At 27.3% G+C, this 19,131-nt stretch carries 23 protein-coding genes; 20 read left to right on the top strand and 3 right to left on the bottom strand.

Features of this window, described 5'->3' with window-relative positions; all coding sequences use genetic code 4:
- Nucleotides 1-129: 129 nt before the first annotated feature.
- Nucleotides 130-2,691, bottom strand: coding sequence for a PTS transporter subunit IIABC (locus NPA07_RS05275; RefSeq protein WP_126118254.1), 2,562 nt, complete (start codon nucleotides 2,689-2,691; stop codon nucleotides 130-132).
- Nucleotides 2,692-3,081: 390 nt separating this feature from the next.
- On the opposite strand from NPA07_RS05275, the gene NPA07_RS05270 reads away from it, so the two are divergent.
- The 10 genes from NPA07_RS05270 (at nucleotide 3,082) to NPA07_RS05225 (ending at nucleotide 7,099) form a co-directional block, all read left to right on the top strand.
- Entirely contained in the window at nucleotides 3,082-3,282 is a 201-nt protein-coding gene (locus NPA07_RS05270) for a hypothetical protein (protein ID WP_256553151.1), read from the top strand.
- A gap of 42 nt (nucleotides 3,283-3,324) precedes the next feature.
- Nucleotides 3,325-3,777 (top strand): hypothetical protein, encoded by a 453-nt coding sequence (locus NPA07_RS05265; protein ID WP_256553192.1) that lies wholly within the window; start codon nucleotides 3,325-3,327, stop codon nucleotides 3,775-3,777.
- The gene (locus NPA07_RS05260; RefSeq protein ID WP_256553191.1) at nucleotides 3,762-4,040 is read left to right on the top strand and encodes a hypothetical protein; all 279 of its coding nucleotides are present in this window, start codon (nucleotides 3,762-3,764) and stop codon (nucleotides 4,038-4,040) included. The genes NPA07_RS05265 and NPA07_RS05260 overlap by 16 nt, the downstream gene beginning before the upstream one ends.
- Complete coding sequence (locus NPA07_RS05255; protein WP_256553190.1) at nucleotides 4,028-4,156, top strand: hypothetical protein; 129 nt, start codon at nucleotides 4,028-4,030, stop codon at nucleotides 4,154-4,156. Before NPA07_RS05260 ends, NPA07_RS05255 begins: the two co-directional genes overlap by 13 nt.
- The gene (locus NPA07_RS05250; protein WP_256553071.1) at nucleotides 4,150-4,287 is read left to right on the top strand and encodes a hypothetical protein; all 138 of its coding nucleotides are present in this window, start codon (nucleotides 4,150-4,152) and stop codon (nucleotides 4,285-4,287) included. Before NPA07_RS05255 ends, NPA07_RS05250 begins: the two co-directional genes overlap by 7 nt.
- Nucleotides 4,227-4,496: a hypothetical protein gene (locus tag NPA07_RS05245; RefSeq protein WP_256553166.1), complete on the top strand. Its 270-nt coding sequence runs from the start codon at nucleotides 4,227-4,229 to the stop codon at nucleotides 4,494-4,496. The genes NPA07_RS05250 and NPA07_RS05245 overlap by 61 nt, the downstream gene beginning before the upstream one ends.
- Before the next feature lie 1,155 nt (nucleotides 4,497-5,651).
- Nucleotides 5,652-5,903, top strand: coding sequence for a hypothetical protein (locus NPA07_RS05240; protein WP_256553178.1), 252 nt, complete (start codon nucleotides 5,652-5,654; stop codon nucleotides 5,901-5,903).
- A gap of 42 nt (nucleotides 5,904-5,945) precedes the next feature.
- On the top strand, nucleotides 5,946-6,398 hold the full coding sequence (locus NPA07_RS05235; RefSeq protein WP_256553189.1) for a DDE-type integrase/transposase/recombinase: 453 nt from the start codon (nucleotides 5,946-5,948) through the stop codon (nucleotides 6,396-6,398).
- Between the two features lie 75 nt (nucleotides 6,399-6,473).
- A complete protein-coding gene (locus NPA07_RS05230; RefSeq protein WP_256553188.1) occupies nucleotides 6,474-6,596 on the top strand; it encodes a hypothetical protein in 123 nt (40 codons plus the stop codon).
- A 53-nt stretch (nucleotides 6,597-6,649) separates the two neighbouring features.
- A complete protein-coding gene (locus tag NPA07_RS05225; protein WP_256553187.1) occupies nucleotides 6,650-7,099 on the top strand; it encodes a hypothetical protein in 450 nt (149 codons plus the stop codon).
- A gap of 524 nt (nucleotides 7,100-7,623) precedes the next feature.
- Here NPA07_RS05225 and NPA07_RS05220 read toward each other — a convergent pair.
- A complete protein-coding gene (locus NPA07_RS05220) occupies nucleotides 7,624-9,351 on the bottom strand; it encodes a hypothetical protein (protein WP_126118255.1) in 1,728 nt (575 codons plus the stop codon).
- 395 nt (nucleotides 9,352-9,746) lie between these two features.
- On the opposite strand from NPA07_RS05220, the gene NPA07_RS05215 reads away from it, so the two are divergent.
- Entirely contained in the window at nucleotides 9,747-10,553 is an 807-nt protein-coding gene (locus NPA07_RS05215) for a hypothetical protein (protein ID WP_126118256.1), read from the top strand.
- Nucleotides 10,544-11,881 carry an MAG4530 family protein gene (locus tag NPA07_RS05210; RefSeq protein ID WP_408634419.1) on the top strand — a complete coding sequence of 446 codons (1,338 nt, stop codon included), beginning with the start codon at nucleotides 10,544-10,546 and terminating at the stop codon, nucleotides 11,879-11,881. The genes NPA07_RS05215 and NPA07_RS05210 overlap by 10 nt, the downstream gene beginning before the upstream one ends.
- A 213-nt stretch (nucleotides 11,882-12,094) precedes the next feature.
- Here NPA07_RS05210 and NPA07_RS05205 read toward each other — a convergent pair whose 3' ends face one another.
- On the bottom strand, nucleotides 12,095-12,262 hold the full coding sequence (locus NPA07_RS05205; RefSeq protein WP_164535717.1) for a hypothetical protein: 168 nt from the start codon (nucleotides 12,260-12,262) through the stop codon (nucleotides 12,095-12,097).
- 263 nt (nucleotides 12,263-12,525) lie between these two features.
- Here NPA07_RS05205 and NPA07_RS05200 point away from each other — a divergent pair, with 263 nt between their 5' ends.
- From NPA07_RS05200 to NPA07_RS05165, 8 genes are all read left to right on the top strand, one after another.
- A complete protein-coding gene (locus tag NPA07_RS05200) occupies nucleotides 12,526-13,509 on the top strand; it encodes a lipoate--protein ligase (RefSeq protein WP_126118258.1) in 984 nt (327 codons plus the stop codon).
- A 15-nt stretch (nucleotides 13,510-13,524) separates the two neighbouring features.
- Nucleotides 13,525-14,385 carry an alpha/beta fold hydrolase gene (locus NPA07_RS05195; RefSeq protein ID WP_126118259.1) on the top strand — a complete coding sequence of 287 codons (861 nt, stop codon included), beginning with the start codon at nucleotides 13,525-13,527 and terminating at the stop codon, nucleotides 14,383-14,385.
- A 276-nt stretch (nucleotides 14,386-14,661) separates the two neighbouring features.
- Nucleotides 14,662-15,684 carry a DNA cytosine methyltransferase gene (locus NPA07_RS05190; protein WP_126118260.1) on the top strand — a complete coding sequence of 341 codons (1,023 nt, stop codon included), beginning with the start codon at nucleotides 14,662-14,664 and terminating at the stop codon, nucleotides 15,682-15,684.
- Nucleotides 15,647-16,666 carry a DNA adenine methylase gene (locus tag NPA07_RS05185; RefSeq protein WP_126118261.1) on the top strand — a complete coding sequence of 340 codons (1,020 nt, stop codon included), beginning with the start codon at nucleotides 15,647-15,649 and terminating at the stop codon, nucleotides 16,664-16,666. Before NPA07_RS05190 ends, NPA07_RS05185 begins: the two co-directional genes overlap by 38 nt.
- Nucleotide 16,667: 1 nt before the next feature.
- Nucleotides 16,668-16,958 (top strand): hypothetical protein, encoded by a 291-nt coding sequence (locus NPA07_RS05180; RefSeq protein ID WP_126118262.1) that lies wholly within the window; start codon nucleotides 16,668-16,670, stop codon nucleotides 16,956-16,958.
- 41 nt (nucleotides 16,959-16,999) lie between these two features.
- Nucleotides 17,000-17,761: an HNH endonuclease gene (locus NPA07_RS05175; protein ID WP_126118263.1), complete on the top strand. Its 762-nt coding sequence runs from the start codon at nucleotides 17,000-17,002 to the stop codon at nucleotides 17,759-17,761.
- A gap of 64 nt (nucleotides 17,762-17,825) precedes the next feature.
- Nucleotides 17,826-18,893 (top strand): signal recognition particle-docking protein FtsY, encoded by a 1,068-nt coding sequence (gene ftsY / locus NPA07_RS05170; RefSeq protein WP_126118264.1) that lies wholly within the window; start codon nucleotides 17,826-17,828, stop codon nucleotides 18,891-18,893.
- Complete coding sequence (locus NPA07_RS05165; RefSeq protein ID WP_126118265.1) at nucleotides 18,886-19,116, top strand: sigma factor-like helix-turn-helix DNA-binding protein; 231 nt, start codon at nucleotides 18,886-18,888, stop codon at nucleotides 19,114-19,116. The genes ftsY and NPA07_RS05165 overlap by 8 nt, the downstream gene beginning before the upstream one ends.
- Nucleotides 19,117-19,131: the final 15 nt, after the last annotated feature.

The raw sequence follows: 19,131 nt of genomic DNA, 5'->3' as shown, positions 1-19,131 counted from the left end.
TACAAAGGTTCATTTTATTTTGCTAAAATTTCCTAATGGGTCTATTTGATAGGCACTTAGGGAAACAAGTAACAGCAAAAAAACAAAAATGAACCCGTATAAGCGAGTTCATTTTTAAGTTAATTAATCTTATTTAACAAGCATTAATTTGTCAGCACGTTTGGTCATTTTTTCGCCAAGAGCTGTATCAATAATGTGTTTGTGTTCTGATTCATTTAGAATAATAACAATTAGATCACTTACCTTATTTTGGCTTGATAGGTGTTCAACATCAACAGTACATAACAAGTCACCAGCTTTAATTTTCTTGCCTTGTTTTACTTTTGTTTCGAAACCTTCGCCATTAAGTGTAACTGTATCAACACCAATGTGAAGAAGAACTTTAATACCTTCATCAGTTGTAATACCATATGCATGTTTGGTTGGGAACACTGTTTCAAGTGTACCTGAAACAGGAGCTCAAATTGAAGCCTTCTTTTCAGCCTTAAGTTTAATTGCAACACCATCACCTAAGTATTTGTTTGCAAATGTTTCATCTGGAATTTGGCTTAAAGGAATAACTTCACCAATAGCAGGTGCAAAGAATTCAACAGGACGATCTAAGTCATTAGATTCATCTACTCATTTTGTATCTGCCATTGTAGCTGTTTCGCTAGGAGTTACTGGAGCTTCTTGAACAGGTTGAGGTTGAACTTCTTCCACAACTTCTGCAACTGGAGTTTCTTGAACTTCCATTTTTTCTTCCATTACAGGTTCTTCAGTATGACAGTCACATTTAGTTTCGCAACCAGGTTTTGAACAACCTGTCATTGATTCAACTTTTTCAGTTTCTACTTTGTGTTCTTTTGATTCAACAACGATGTCATCTAGTTCACCAGAAGCTAAAATTTTTCTAATGTTTGCATTCATTTGTTCTGCAGCTGGTCCAATAATTACTTGAACATGCTTGTCGCCTTCTCATTTAAGAGCAACAGCACCTGCCGCCTTACATTCTGCTTCATTTACTAAACTTCTGTCTTTAATGTCATATCTTAGTCTTGAAGCACAGTTGTTTGTGTTTAAAATGTTTTTTGATCCACCTAATGCAAGAATCATTGCATATTCTTTTGCATTTTTTGTTGATGTATCTTTTTTACTTTCTGCTTTAGCGTCTTGTTTTTCTTGGAAATCTTTCTTTGTGAATAATTTAACTGTTTCACCACGACCTGGTGTTGCTAAATTAAATTTCTTAATAAAGAAGAAGAAACCAAGGAAGTAGATTGGAAAGTATGCAGCTCCAATTACTAATGATCATCAGAAGTTTGTTCCCTTAAGAACTGGAATAATACCATAGATAATTAAGTCCATGATACCACCTGAGAATGTCATACCAATGTGTACACCTAACAAGTTAGCTAGCATAAATGCAAGTGCACAGAAAAATGCATGGAATCCTCAGAATAGTCATGGTGCTAAGAATAAGAATGTAAATTCAATAGGTTCTGTAACACCAGTAATCATTGCTGTTAGTGCAGCTGGAATAACTGTACCAGCAGCAACTTTTCTATTTTCTTTTGGTGCTGCTAAAATCATAGCTACTGCTGCACCTGGTAGACCAAGAATCATAAATGAATATTTACCTTGTAGGAATCTACCTAATTTAATACCTAATTCACTTGCGATGAATTTGTAAACTGGCATTGTAATTGGTTCGGTTGAACCATTCTTAGTTCATGTTAGTGTGTTGAATGGTAAACCAGCAACATTAACTGCCATATATGAGTCACCAACTCATTTATCAGGTTTATCTGTTAGGTTAGTTAATCATTTTGTAATTTCACCATTAGTTACAAAAGTGTTACTCTTTTGTCATTCAGTTATAGCACTTGCTAAATCACCACCTGCTTGTGTTCATCAAAGTGGTGCATAAAATACGTGGTGAAGACCAAATGGAATTAATGATCTTTCGATGAATCCAAAAATAAATGATTCAAAACCATATGGAACTTTACCTATACTGTTACCAAAGTAACTTAGACCAATACCAACTCATGGTCATACTAGTAGGAAGAAGAAAGTAAGAGGAATCATTGAAATAATTGTTACTAATGAAACAAATCTCTTTCCTCCAAAGAACGAGAATACTGTTGGTAGTTTAATTGTGTGAAGTTTATCGTAAAGATAAGAAACAATTACCCCAATTAAAATACCAGCGAAAACTGATGTTTGAAGTGTTTTGAATCCTAATGAAGATCCTACAACTTGTTTAACACCAGTAGCATACTTTTTAGTCATTCATAGAATGTCATAACCAATTAGATTACCTGATGTATCTTTAACATCCTTGATGAATGGAGCTTGTATTGCTGAGAATATTAAGTATCCAATAATTGCAGCAAAGACACCAATACCAGCTTCATCAGTGAATGCCACAACGAAAGCTGCTGCAAATAATAGTGGCATTGCACCAAATACAGGGTCACCTAGTAATTTGATAAATTCACCAATAATTCTAGCAATTTCATATGAACCTAATTGACTAGAAATTGTTGCACCAACCCCAAGAAATAGACCAGCTATAGACATAACTGAAATTGGTAACATAAAAGCACCAGAAAGTTTACTTAAAATTTTACGAAAATTTCCTTTACGACTATTGTCTTTAGGCTTAGATTTTTTAATTTCTTCGCCTTTAGTTTCTGCTGTAGTCATTTTTCTCCTTTCATATACGTTTGTAAATTACCTTAATATTAATATTAAGGTATTTAAATTATATATTTAGGCAAAAATAATGAAAGTTGCAAAAAATACTAATGGTTTTATTTTATTTTGTCCACCCTGTTTTTATCTTTTATTTTGTCCATTTTTAGGTTTCAATTATTATTTTAAAAAGGAGAATTTAAATTATGGAAAATCTTGTAATTAAAACCAGATTTCAAGCAGTTGATACAGGTAAAACAACTGATTATGAAGATAAAAAAATTTTAGATTTAAAAAATTCAACAATATTGAAATAGACCAAATGCCGAAATATCAAAAATATTAGGAAAATTAGGTTGTAGAACATCAACAAAAACAATTAAAAGATATAGAAATCAAATATTGATTGCATCTACAAATAACCAAGATGCAATCAGTATATCACATGGTAATAAAAATAAACTTAGGGGTGTGAAAGTAAGTGATTCAGTTATTATTGATTTAACTAATAGATATTATGAATTAGTGGAACATATTGAGAAAATATCAAAAGGTGATCTTAGTGTAGCCTTGTTGCATTTTTACAATAATGAGACTTACTAATGATGAAAAAAATTGTTGCCTTTCACTACCTTTTATAAAAGAATGCTTAGACTTGGTTATTGCAGTTCATATGCAACGAGAAAAGTAAAAAATGAGATTAAGAGAAGAAGAATGTTTTTAGAAAACGGTCAAGATATTTCTAAAATCGAGGCACAGTTTATTAAAATTTATGAAAAAATTCTAAATAAAAATCCATTAAAAGGTGTTTACCAAAATAAAAGTTCTGACTATGATTTTGGGCAAATTATTGAAATTGATGCAACACCACTTCATCTTTTGGAGAAAGTAAGAAGTACCATATTTATAATGCTTGTTGATGCGGCAACAAAAAGTTTGTTAGCAATCTGAATTGACATTGAGGAAACAACAATTGGATATCAAAATCTTCTAACACAATTATTTAAAAGGTATGGCATTCCACAAGTAATAATAACGGATAGAAGAAGAACTTTTGAGGTTCAGATAGTACAAGAACAATTATGGAAGAAGCACTAAATGCAAGAGGAATTGAACTTATAACAAGCGACAATCCAAAGGCAAAACCAAATGTTGAAAGATCATTTTGAACATTGCAAAGATGAATAGGAACATTCTTTCATACAAACGGAATCAACTGTTTTGAAGACTTTTTGGGAAAAATTGAACTTTTAATTGATGAATACAACAAACAATTTAAAAAGGCCGAAGCAGTAAGTAAAAATCAAATGTTTTTAGAAAGCCAAATACTGAAATTTTTGAAGAAGAGATGAATCTTGTAATTAAAAGAAAAATAGTTAATCATACTGTGAGATATGACAACAAATATCTTGCTCCATTTGATAATAATGGCGCTAGGGTTTCTATGTTTGAAAGTGGAGAGGCAAAGCTATGGTAACTCCTGAAAATAAATTATTCTTTGTTGAGGGAAAAGAAAATATGAAGCCAGAGTACCGAAAGGAAACGAATTGAGTGCAATCGATGTATATGCAATATCAAAAAATCTTGATCCACAACATCAAGGTGTAAGAGCTACAATTAAAACCATGCTTCATAATAGAACATGAACATCCAGTACATTTGAAAAACTTGAAAATATATTTAAGAATTCTGCAAACCCAAACAATAAAGACATTGAATTTATTAAAAAACTATTAAGTGAAAATCTTGAAAAGTTAAATGATATTACAAAAGAAATGAAGGAATTTATTGACGCTAATTACAAATCATTTAAGTAAGTTTTTCTTGTTTCTTCTTTTTAAAAAGAAGAAAGCCTGTCTAGCAAGACAAAAAGAAGTTTTGCTTCTTAAGACCGACAGGTCTTAATAAGAGCCAACGGCTCAATACTTATTAAATAAGTTATTTTTTATTTCAATCAACAATTTATTTGTTGATTGAAGAATATTTAAAAGAAATTAACAAATGATGTCAATCCCCAAAAGTTATGAAAAAACTTTAGGATTGAAGACAAAATGAATTAATTAAAAGCAACTTCTTAATGATGTTGTATGTTTTAATATGCAAAATTTTAAAAAATGTAATTTAACATTTAAAAATGCGGTAAACCTTAATGTTGTACACACAAAAACAAAAAATAACACATTTTTTGCTGTTTTGATTAAAAAAATAGCCAAACTTTTATGTGTTTTGGCTATAATTTTTACAACCTTAAAAATTGGACAAAATAGAAGAAAATTATCAAAATAATGAAAGTTGCAAAAATACGCAAATAAAAATTAATGGAAATCTTTCCACATTTTTAAATAATTAAGCTTTCTTTTAAAATTTAATTAAATGCAAAAAAATCATTTGACCAAAAAGCCTATAAATAAATAGAATATGTTAATTTTTAAATTTAACATTAAACTTTAAAAATTTGAATACTAAATATAAATTTGCTACTGTGTGCAGCAATTTGAAGCATAAAAAATCAAAAAAGAGAACGGCGAAGTTCTCTTTGGAGATTGAAGATTAAAATAATATTTTGATTAAAGAAGAAAAGCAACCGCGCACAGTACTTTTCAATTATCTAGTGAAAGGAGTTATATACTCTTAAGCAACTATCCCTATGGGTATAGTAATTGTCCAACATTGGGGACACATCAAAGATATTATAAACCATATTGCAATGTCAACCAAGAACTTTTTATAAATAATGGTTTTATTTTATTTTGTCCACCCTGTTTTTATCTTTTATTTTGTCCATTTTTAGGTTTCAATTATTATTTTAAAAAGGAGAATTTAAATTATGGAAAATCTTGTAATTAAAACCAGATTTCAAGCAGTTGATACAGGTAAAACAACTGATTATGAAGATAAAAAAATTTTAGATTTAAAAAATTCAACAATATTGAAATAGACCAAATGCCGAAATATCAAAAATATTAGGAAAATTGGGTTGTAGAACATCAACAAAAACAATTAAAAGATATAGAAATCAAATATTGATTGCATCTACAAATAACCAAGATGCAATCAGTATATCACATGGTAATAAAAATAAACTTAGGGGTGTGAAAGTAAGTGATTCAGTTATTATTGATTTAACTAATAGATATTATGAATTAGTGGAACATATTGAGAAAATATCAAAAGGTGATCTTAGTGTAGCCTTGTTGCATTTTTACAATAATGAGTCTTACTAATGATGAAAAAAATTGTTGCCTTTCACTACCTTTTATAAAAGAATGCTTAGACTTGGTTATTGCAGTTCATATGCAACGAGAAAAGTAAAAAATGAGATTAAGAGAAGAAGAATGTTTTTAGAAAACGGTCAAGATATTTCTAAAATCGAGGCACAGTTTATTAAAATTTATGAAAAAATTCTAAATAAAAATCCATTAAAAGGTGTTTACCAAAATAAAAGTTCTGACTATGATTTTGGGCAAATTATTGAAATTGATGCAACACCACTTCATCTTTTTGGAGAAAGTAAGAAGTACCATATTTATAATGCTGTTGATGCGACAACAAAAAGTTTGTTAGCAATCTGAATTGACATTGAGGAAACAACAATTGGATATCAAAATCTTCTAACACAATTATTTAAAAGGTATGGCATTCCACAAGTAATAATAACGGATAGAAGAAGAACTTTTGAGGTTCAGATAGTACAAGAACAAATATGGAAGAAGCACTAAATGCAAGAGGAATTGAACTTATAACAAGCGAGCAATCCAAAGGCAAAACCAAATGTTGAAAGATCATTTTGAACATTGCAAAGATGAATAGGAACATTCTTTCATACAAACGGAATCAACTGTTTTGAAGACTTTTTGGGAAAAATTGAACTTTTAATTGATGAATACAACAAACAATTTAAAAGGCCGAAGCAGTAAGTAAAAAATCAAATGTTTTTAGAAAGCCAAATACTGAAATTTTTGAAGAAGAGATGAATCTTGTAATTAAAAGAAAAATAGTTAATCATACTGTGAGATATGACAACAAATATCTTGCTCCATTTGATAATAATGGCGCTAGGGTTTCTATGTTTGAAAGTGGAGAGGCAAAGCTTATGGTAACTCCTGAAAATAAATTATTCTTTGTTGAGGGAAAAGAAAATATGAAGCCAGAGTACCGAAAGGAAACGAATTGAGCGCAATCGATGTATATGCAATATCAAAAATCTTGATCCACAACATCAAGGTGTAAGAGTCTACAATTAAAACCATGCTTCATAATAGAACATGAACATCCAGTACATTTGAAAAACTTGAAAATATATTTAAGAATTCTGCAAACCCAAACAATAAAGACATTGAATTTATTAAAAACTATTAAGTGAAAATCTTGAAAAGTTAAATGATATTACAAAAGAAATGAAGGAATTTATTGACGCTAATTACAAATCATTTAAGTAAGTTTTTCTTGTTTCTTCTTTTTTAAAAGAAGAAAGCCTGTCTTACAAGACAAAAAGAAGTTTTGCTTCTTAAGACCGACAGGTCTTAATAAGAGCCAACGGCTCAATACTTATTAAATAAGTTATTTTTTATTTCAATCAACAATTTATTTGTTGATTGAAGAATATTTAAAAGAAATTAACAAATGATGTCAATCCCCAAAAGTTATGAAAAAACTTTAGGATTGAAGACAAAATGAATTAATTAAAAGCAACTTCTTAATGATGTTGTATGTTTTAATATGCAAAATTTTAAAAAATGTAATTTAACATTTAAAAATGCGGTAAACCTTAATGTTGTACACACAAAAACAAAAAAATAACACATTTTTTGCTGTTTTGATTAAAAAAATAGCCAAACTTTTATGTGTTTTGGCTATAATTTTTACAACCTTAAAAATTGGACAAAATAGAAGAAAATTATCAAATGTCAACCAAGAACTTTTTATAAAAAAGCCAAAATTTTTTTATCGTCAGTCAAATTGAAAATCTTTATTAGGGATAATTTCATCTCGTGATTGTCTTTCAATTTCATTGCATATTTCAACAATTAATTTTCTTACTTTTTCCTTATATAGAGTTAAGTCAACTTTACTAACAAGATTTTTAATATCTTTGTAAGGATTTTTAAAATAGATGTTTGTGGAATTTTGTAGACTGAATGAAACAAATTTCTTTATTTCTTCACTGGTCAATAATGTGTTTTTCTCAAGTAAAAAATTAATATCCTTTATCACTTCGTCTTTAAGACAATTAAATTCACCAGTGTTTGATATGGAATTTGAAATTATTGTTTCGATCTTTTGATAAAGAATGTAATCAAGTGACGCACCTTTAATAGAATATTTATTGCCATTAAATTCAAACTGATAATCATTGATAAAACCATCGTCGATATTGTTAGTTAATAACAAATCAACCGACCATAAATTATCATTTCAATTAAAATAATCATATTTTTCAAATTTTCTATTATTCATTGTTTTAGCAAAAAATAAAAATTTATCATCAAAGTTTTTAAAATTCTTGTGTTGTAATAATAAATCAACATCATTAGGCAGTCTATAATAATCACTAAATTTTAATCAAATTAATGATGAACCTTGAAATATGAAACCTTTATTTGAGTATTCAACAAAAATTTTCAAAAGATTTTTCAAATTTTTGTTGTCAATTTCCAAATTGACACAAGTTAGTTGTTCTCGAGAATGATTTAAATCAATTACATCGCTTAATGAATTAAAAAATGCTGTGTTAATTTTCTTCTTCATATATGATGACAAAGGATAGAAGTTTTTGAAACAAATCATATTTTTGTAATAATTCATGTATGGAATAGTAACAAGACTAAAATAATCATTGTCCTTTTTATTTAATTTTTCATAGAGCATTTTTACTAAAAAATTAGTTTCAGCAGGACTTTTATCATTAAAAATTACATCAATTAAAAAACCATCAAATAAATTGCATCATAGAATTTCTGTTTTAAAATTCTTATCATTAGTCATAAGCGATTCAGATATACTAACTAATTGCTTTTTATTTTTTAGTATTTCTTCTTTTGATTCTAAATACTTATTTCCATTATGAAGTAACAAGTTATTTAGAAAATCTGGCATTTTTAAACGATCATAATAATCTTTAAAAAATTCTGTGGGAATTTCACACTTTGTTAGAATAAATTTAAGCGACTTCTTGCTGTTTCAAGCGTAAAAACAAATGTTAAGATTATAAAATATTATATTTTTCACGTTCAACGAAATTGATATGTCTAGGTTTTTTCTATTCAGATTATAATCTTCAACAATCAAGCTTGCAAACTCCTGAGTTGCATCAATGTGAATTGGTATGCTATACTTTTCACACTCACTCAAGATGGTCTTATTCAATGATGTTGAATTGTTTAAAAACGTACTAGTTGTAACAATTGTAAATGCTATTTTTTCATGGTTCTTTTTAAAAAAGTTCACAACATCATTAGCATCAATGTAAATAATATTGTCATATGTCTGTAAGTAACTATAAATAATTTCAAAAATAGCTGAACTTGTTTGATTTCTTAAAATTGCAATTTTTTTGTCAAATTTTCTGTTCTTCATTAAATAATTTTTCAAGTGATTTATGATTGCATATTGGTTTGCACTTTTATCATTCGGGCAACAAAAACCATTAAATCCTGTTAATTTATTCTTCATTTCTTCTCCTTAGTTTTAACATATATTTATTTTAATTTATTGCATAAGAAAATTTTAATAATTATTACTATGTAAATTTAAATTATTAATTATTCTTATATATTGGAATCACAAAACCTATAAAATAGACAAAAAAGCAAGGTTAAAAAGTAAAAAAAACTTTTATGAAGTTAACAATCTCCAATGCCACAAAAAGAAACATTTTTGTTTATTTCATTCTTCATTTTATGTTCAAAAAAATTATGATTTTTAAATAAAAAAAGAGACATAAAATTTATTTTTTTAAAGAAAATAATAAAAATTGCATAAACAAAAAACAGTTAATGAATTTTTTTATAATTTTTTTGTAAATATTATGATTATATTTACAAAAAAATAATATGAAAGGGTAGAAAATGATAGTAGCATCTCAAAATACACAAAATAGTCATATTAATGACATTAATCAATTGAATAATAATATGTTTATCTTGTTTAAAGTTTTCAACAAAGAAAAACTTACTAAATTTGAAGAAGAAAGATACAATGAATTACAAATTTCTAAACTTAATGTTAGTCAATTAAAAGAGTTAATTAATTCAAAATTTATGAATGATTACTTCAATGATGAAGATAATGAAGCAACTCGAGAATTTGAAGAAAGATTGTTAGCTCTTGAAAATAAATATTCAACAGAAGCTTATTCAAGTAACATAAATAGTTATGTAACAGAAAAGGATTGACTTGACCTTAGAAAGGAAGTTAAAAGTCAAATTCAAAGATTTTTAGATTTTCACAAATTTGTTAAGAAATCCTGAGAGTGATTATTAGAAAATGGCGAAAATATTGGTGGTGGTTTAGAGCTAACCGGTACAGGATTGGATGTTGGCATTGCGGCATTAGGTTTAATTGGTGCTGGATTTCATATATTGAAGCATACAATAGGTAATAAAGAGTACTCAAAAGAACATATAATTATTGCTCTTGACTTCGTATTAGAAACTAGTAAAAAAGTAAATGACATTATTTGATTTCGTGATATTGTTGATGAAATTTATCAAACATTAAAAAAATCTAAACCTAGTTTCTTAACATGAGCAACAAGAAGAATTGCGATAAAAAGAATTCGAAATGTTCTTAGTGCAATTAAAAATGTAATTGCAAATGCAGAACTAGATCAAAAAAGAGATTATGATAGTTTATATTGAGACTCATGCTATTAATTGAAAAATATAAAGAAATTCTCCGAAAGAACAAATTTAATAGAAAGTTAATTATATATTCTGCTTTATCTCTTGTCTTGTTTACCTTGTTGTTTTCAATTTGTTTATTTTCTACTTATTTTTTAATTGAAACAATAATGTCGAAACAAAATGTAAACAGTAAAGGAAAATTAAACCTAATTGCTCTAATTTTTGTACCATTTGTTTTATTAATAATAGTAGGGTACATATTGTTAATTTTTGTTTCAAAAATTAAGATAGAGCAATATTCGAAAAATAATATATTCAAAGTTTTTTATTGGTATAAATTTTATTGTGTTTTATTGATGAAATATAATGATATTAGAAAAATTTATTGGTCAAATAAACTTGATAAAATCGAGAATAATATTATTGATATATTTTACAAAAAGAATTTGATTCCAATGGGCAGTGCGTCATTTGTTTTAAAGTATAAGGATTTTTGAAGAAAAAATAATGATTTAGATTTTGTGGCAACAGATTTTAAATATAGATCTAACAAGTGGCTTGAAGATGACAAAAATTTCAAAATCATTTTTCAAAATGCTGCAGCTTTAAGAATGACTTATATGTCGAAATACAAGATTGAGTTAATGAATTGCAAGATTATACCAAGTAAGTTTTATAAGGTTAAAAATAATAAGGCGATCATTAATAAATATTGACTTTTATCAATGAAAATTCATCAATTGCTTAAATTATTAACAACAAGTAGGAATATTGATCAGCGTTGAAAGGAGAAAATTAGTAATACTGAAAAAGACATTGCTTTCTTGCTTGCAAAAGAGAAATTCATAAATTCAAAAATAGTTGATTCATTTAAGTATTTGCTTATTTCAAACAGTTTTTTTTACAATTTTATACCACTTGACAAGTTTGATATTAATGATGAAAGCAAAAATAAAATTATTTACGAATATTTGAATAATACGGATTATTTTGCTGAAAATGGAATTGTTTGTGTTGCTTTTTTAATAAACAAAATATTTAATAAACTTAAAAACGATTATTGAATTTGCAAATTAATTAAAGCTATAAATTTAACAGTTTATGAAGGTGGTGCTAATCATAAATATGTTGACAACTTAGATTTAACAGATGTAAAAAATGAAGCTCTTTTTGGTATGGATAAAAAAATTAACACCGAAACAGAAAAAAAATTATTTTTTGATACTTTGCTAAGTAAAAAAAGCTTATTTCCGGCAATTGATAAATATTTATCCATGATTAAAAATAATGATAAAAATAGTTTTGATATTAGACAACTGATACTTTCTGAAATAGACAGGATATTGTATGAAAGATAAAAAACATCTTATTGAAACACTAATCACAGAATTAATTCTTTATGTATTTATGTTTCTTCTAATGTTGTATTGCTTAATTTATAATTTTACTAGACTTGTTGTGAGTATCAGGATCATTTTAATGCCAACTGAATTATATAATTCATTGTTTTTTGTCTTATCAATAATAATTATTTTTGCTTTATTTTTTAAGAGATGCTGAAGCCAAAATTATTATTCAATTAAAAGTTTTGTTTTAGCAGTTGAAATTATTCACTTATTATCATTGTTTTTGTTCATAACATCTAACATAATTAAGATTTTATGAATTTCTGATGTGAACTGAGAAGTATTTATTATTCCTTGAATAATTCTAAATTTGATATTAATATTATCCAACATATTAATTTGTTCACATTTAATAATAAAAGTTAAAAAAATTAATAGTTTAATCCATGCAGTTTATGGTATTACAAAAAGTTAGGCTCTTTAGTCATTGTTTTAATAAAAATGCTTAACGGCCGCAAATTTCCAAAGTGTTATATTATTAACACTTTGTTTTATACACTAATTTTATTTAATATGGTAACTATTCATTATTTGCCAAAAGATGCTGATTTTGGTATAAAATAAAACTACTTTATACATATATTAAAGGGGCAAAAATGAAAATATTTAGAATTAAAGAAACATCTCCATATATTACTTTAGCACTTGAAAACATTATTATGCATGATAAAGATTTAAAAGGTGATATCCTTGTAATTTATCAACATGATAATGCTATTATTGTTGGTAATAACCAAAATACTTATGAAGAAATTAACAGAACATATGTTAAAGAAAATAACATTAAGCTAGCTAGAAGAATGTCAGGTGGTGGTGCTGTATACCATGACTTAGGCAACATAAATTTTAGTTTTATAACTGACTATGATAAAAAAGGTGGATATGAAAGATTCTTAACTCCAATTATTGCTTTTTTAAGAAGTTTAGGTTTAAATGCTGAATTTAAAGGACGTAATGATGTTGTGGTTAATGGTTGCAAAATTAGTGGTAATGCACAATATATAAGCCAAAATAGAATAGTTAGCCATGGAACATTACTTTTTAATGTTGACTTAAGTAAATTATCAAAAGCACTTAATCCTGCAAAAGTTAAGTATGAGTCAAAAGGTATTCAATCAATTCGATCTCGTGTAACAAATATCTATGATGAGTTAGTTAATAAGATATCTGCCGAGGATTTCATCACAAGGTTAATTAACTATTTTGTTAAAAACTTTAGTGGTGAATATTTAGAAGTTGACTACGCAAAGTATCAAGAACAGCTAGATATATTAAGTTCTAAATTCTCTAATGAAGATTGAATTTACAATAAAGCAGCAAACTTCAAATATCAAAATGGCGCTAAGTTCCCTGGTGGTATCTTAGTAGTTAAAGGCGATATTGAACAAGGAATTATCAAGAATTTAGTATTTGAAGGAGATTTTTTAAGCAAAAAGAATGTCCATGAAATTGAACACATGTTTGATAATGTTAAATTGAATGAAGAAAACTTACTTAAAGTTTTAGGTAATATCGAAAATCTAGATGAGTACTTTGGAACTGTCACAAAAGAAGAAATTATCAGCCTATTAATAGGTTAATAATTAAGGATTTTAATGCACAAAAGAGATTATATTGAACTTTTAGGTGAAAATATTTATTATGAAGCCTTAGAAGTTGCTAAAAAGAAGAAACCAATAAGTATTTTATTTGTTCACGGTTTTAATTCTTCATCAGCAATTATTAAAAAAATGATTGAACACGTTGAAACTTTATATGAACAAAAGCAAAGGCATAATTTTAATATTTTTGCTCTCGATTTACCAGGTTGTGGCAAATCAAGTAACAATAATGAAATTTCACTAGAATTTTATGGCAAGATAGTTAGCGAATTTATTAAGAAATTTTTGTCTAATCACAAGGTTATTTTACTTTCACACTCAATGGGTTCAGTACCTTGTTTATATGCTAAAAAAGAAAATAAAAATGTCATAGATTTAATAATGACTGCCCCTTTAAATTATGCTTTAGTTGATGATGAAAATAGATATGCTCAACTAAAAAAATGATTAGTGCCTTCTAATGTAGAAGATGCAAAAGAAGCATTTTTATCATTGTTTTACAAACCAAGTAATCAGCATATAATGTATGTTGATAGATTAGCACCGATGGTTGTAAATAATTACCAGAGAGATATTAAAAAGTTTGATAATTTATTAAATAATCAAATTTTAAATAGAGAATATTTACTTAATGTTGTTAAGCCATTATTTATGAATGATGATGAATATGCAATTATTTATTCAAGAGATGATAAGTATTTAATGGTTGAACAAATTAAGATGATCGAGAGAGATAAAGATGTTAAAACTTACTTATTAACCGAGTGTGGACATGCAACATTTAGTGATAAATGAAAAGAAGTTTATAACATTGTTATCCAAAGAATTAATGAACTGGAAAATGAAGCAAAATAAGCTTCATTTTTAAATTTGCAAATTTTGACACTTTGCTTGTAGCAGTTTCCTTAAAGCACTGTAAAACAGGCTTATTGGTAAATTATTAAATTTTAAATTCTAGTAAAACACAACATAAATTTTGACCCTAAAACTTTTTTGAATTTAAATTTTTATTACATGCATTGTTAGAACAAAGACATAATAAAAGTTTAAGTATTAAAAGTTTGAAATGATATAATAGAAATACAAAATATAATCTAAAAGTATTTTTTCAGGAATTTTAGAAAGGAACTAATGAGTAAGCATAAAGTAATTGATCTTTTTTGTGGTGCCGGTGGTCTTTCATATGGTTTTCATAAAGCAGGTTTTGAAACAATTTTTGGTGTTGAATTTAATCCAGTTTATGCTAAAACATATAAATCTAATTTTCCAAAAACAAATATCTATGTAGGTTATATTAAAAACCTTAATGATGAAGAAGTTAAACTTTTAAGCAAAGAAAATGACGTTGATGTAATAATTGGTGGTCCACCGTGTCAAGGTTTTTCAATAGCAGGTAACATAGGAAGAAGATTTATTGATGACCCACGCAATGAACTATTTAAAGAGTTTTTTAGATTTGTTAAAAATATTATGCCAAAGATTTTTGTTATCGAAAATGTTGCAGCACTTGTTAGACATAACAAAGGCAAAACAATAAGTGAGATTATAGAAATCTTCGAGAAATTAGGATATAAAGTTGAATATAAAATTCTAAATGCTGTAAACTATGAAGTTCCTCAAGAAAGAAGAAGAGTTTTTATTGTTGGAACAAAAAACAATATCAATTTTTCATATTCAAAAGAGTTGAAAAACAAAATTTCAATTAAAGATGCAATTGATAATTTACCATATTTGGAAAGCGGTCAAAGTAGCAAAATTGATTTACATAATGCTATGAGGCACACAAAACAAATGTTGGAAAAAATGAAGTATGTCAAAGATGGTGGAAACAGAAACGACATACCTGCAGAAATTAGGCCAAAATCAGGTGATGTACGAAAATATATTCGCTACTCAAGTAATGAACCATCAGTTTGTGTAACAGGAGATATGCGAAAGATATTTCATTACTCACAAAATAGAGCTCTAACTCCTCGTGAACTAGCAAGATTACAAACCTTTCCAGATTCATATAAGTTTGTTGGTTCTTCTATTGCTATTCAGCAACAAATAGGTAACGCTGTACCATGTAATCTTGCTTACTATGTTGCTCTTAAATGCAAGGAGGCGTTAGAACATGAACAAGTTCCCAACAGTAAATTACATAGGCAATAAGCACAAAATTGCAGACTGAATTGTTGATAAAATGCCAATCAAGGGCGGGACAGTACTTGACTTATTTTCTGGTGGCTGTTCCGTATCATATGCTTTTAAAAAAGCAAACTATTCTGTTATTTCTAATGATGTTTTATTTTCCAATTTTGTTCTTGCTAAGTCGATAATTGAAAACAATTTTGTTCAACTTAATAAAAGTACTTATGAAATAAATATTTCAGTGAAAGAAATTGAGGATAAGAAAAAAGAATTCCAATTTTTGTCAAATAAGGTTTATTATAGTTATGAAGTTGATGAACTTGCTAATTTAGTTTTAATTAGTAAAAAAATAAAAAATGAATATGAAAAATTCATTTTTTTAGCCCTATTAAGAAGGGCAATGATACGAAAAATACCTTATTCAAGAATGAATGTAAAATGAGAAGAGATTCAGAAGTTTAGAGATGAAGAATATAGTTATAAAAAATATAAAAGATACAGGCATTATCACAATATAAAATTTATTGACCATATAAATTTGAATCTTAATGAATATAATAGTGCAGTTTTTAATGCAAATAAAGAGTGCATTGCATTAAACAAAGATGCTCTTGAATGTGTAAAAGAAATTGCAAAAGTTGACATAGTTTATATGGACCCTCCTTATCCATCAACAATGAATAATTACAGTGATTTCTACGGCCCTTATGATTTGTTATTTCAAAAGGATTTAAACAAGTGTTTAGATCTTACAAATAAAAAAACATTTTTAGAAAACTTTGGTTCTATTATTTATGAAGTTGCAAAGAAAACTAAGTATATAGCAATTAGTTTAAATAACAAAAGTTTTCCATCATGTGAATCTATGGTTGAATTATTAAACACTTTTTCATCTGAAATTAAGATTCATACTAAAAAACATACATATAAGGTTACCGGTAAGAAAAATAAAAACAGTAATTATGAGATTTTAATTGTAGCAAAAATGAAAGGTGTTGAATAAAATGAGAAAGTCATCAGTTAAAAATCAACAATATGAAGATTATTGACAACTAACATTGGAATACTCGGACATAAATGGTAGACCTTATAATTATGTTCTTTGAATAATAATCAATTTTATTGATGAATATGTTGATCCAGATAAAGGTTTAACAACTAAACAATACCAAGAATTACAAGATAGGATTCAGAAAGTTTATCCCAAAAAAGATGCTGCATCTACAAGAAAATCAATTAATCAATTCTTGAAATTAGGTTTTATAATAACAAATTTAAAAGTTATCATCCACTAACGAAGGCATTTCTTGAAGAAACAAATGTTGAGCAGAAGAAAATGTTATTTTCTAGAATTGTCTATGAAAATGCTTCATTTAATAGAAGTTTTTCAGTTGAATCAAATCTAAATCATATGAACTTTTTGGTAAAGACACTTGAAGAGTGTAAGGTAATATCTAAGGATGAATTGCTTGCAATTATTTTTACAGACATTAACAATTTTCCAAAAGGTTATTTAACAAAAACAGAATTGAGGCAAAAGTTAATCGAAATTTCAAGCAACAAAGCAGTAGAGAGAAAATATAACCAGCGAAATTATTTATTTAATATGTGTGAAAGATTAAGTGGTATTTACATAAACAATGATAAAAATGAAATGTCGCTTAATCCATATTTATTTGATAAGAAGGAAAAATACAAAGGCAGAGATGCTTATCTTCAACGTTTGTATAAAATTGCTCTTATGAATGAATATATGGAAAAGTATAATTCAAATAAACCTAAGTGCTCATTAGAACACAGAGCTTATCCAGTTTTGATTGCATCTCATATTAAGCCATTTGCAAGTTGTAATGAAATTGAAGCATTTGATAAAGATAACGGCTTATTATTATCTAAAAATATGGATTCATTATTTGATTTAGGCTATATTACTTTTAATAATGATGGAACAATTATTACTTCTGTTGAATTAGATGATGATGTTAGAGAATATTTAAATCTTTTTAAATTAGAAACTTCACTTCTAAACAATAAAAGGCAAAAATATATTCAGTTTCATAGGCAAAATGTTTTTAGACAAAACAAGTTAAGCAATTAAATATAATCATTTAAATTGTTTGCTTATTACTAGGAAAGGTGAAATAATATAAAATTTAAACACTATGGGATTTTTTGGATATTTAAAAGAAAAGCTTTTTGGTAGAAAAAAGAAAAAAGAAGAAGACAAAGCAGAAAAAGTTGCACTTAAGCAAAAAGAGTTAGATGAAAAAGCAGAATTAGACTTAATTTCATCTAAAAAACTTGATAAATATGCAACAGGCCTTTCAAAATCTTCTTCATTAGGTAAGCAAATTTTTAACCTTCAAAACAAACATAAGGAAATCAACGAAGATTTCTTTGAAGAATTAGAAGAAATTCTTATTATGAGTGATATTAACGCTAAACTAGTTTATGCAATTATTACTCATATTAAAAATGAAGTTAGAGCTAGAGGGTTAAGCGACACAAAAGACATAGGTGAACTTGTAGCCGACCAAATGTTTGTTGTTTATACAAATAAAAGTGTTGTTGATACAACACTAAATTATCAAGACAGTAGATTAAATATATTCATTTTTGTAGGTGTTAATGGAAGTGGCAAAACCACATCTATTGCTAAGATAGCTTACAAATTTATTAAAGAAGGCAAAAAGGTTTTAATAGCAGCTGCTGATACATTTAGAGCAGGTGCAGTAGACCAACTAAGTGTTTGAGCTGAACGTGTTGGTGCACCAATAGTTAAACCAGTAAAAGAAGGTGCTGATCCTTCATCTGTAGTTTATGAAGCACTTGAGAAAGCAAAAGCCGAAAATTATGACCTGTTATTAATTGATACTGCTGGTAGATTACAAAATAAAGTTAACTTAATGAAAGAACTTGAAAAAATGTACGGCATAATTGCAAGATTTCAAGAAAATGCACCACATGAGTGCATTCTTGTTCTCGATGCAACCACAGGACAAAATGGTGTTAGTCAAGCAAGAAGTTTTAAGGAAGTTGCTTCACCAACCGGAATAATTTTAACTAAAATGGATGGAACTAGTAAGGGTGGAATTGTTTTATCTATTAAGGATGAATTCGACTTAAATGTTAAATATATTGGTCTTGGTGAGGGTTTAGACGATTTGCAAGAATTTGACCTAGATAACTTTATTTATGAAATGACTAAGGACTTAATGACAAATGAATAAAGATATTAAGGATATAGAAAATAGAGAACGTCTAATTGACTTATTTGAAAAATTTAATTCATTTTTAACACAAACACAAAAGCAAGCCTTTCAATTGTATTTTGTTGAAGATCTTTCATATGCTGAGGTTGCTCAAATTACTGCTACAACGCGTTCAGGAGCATATGATAGTGTTAATAAAGCAATTAAGAAATTACTAAGTATTGAGTCTAAAATGCAATAATACTGGCTAAGCCAG

The sequence above is a fragment of the Mycoplasmopsis caviae genome (genome assembly GCF_024498215.1).
GTDB lineage: Bacteria > Bacillota_I > Bacilli_A > Mycoplasmatales > Metamycoplasmataceae > Mycoplasmopsis > Mycoplasmopsis caviae.
Note: the sequence above shows the minus strand (reverse complement) of the source record. Positions and strands in the feature narration are given on the sequence as shown.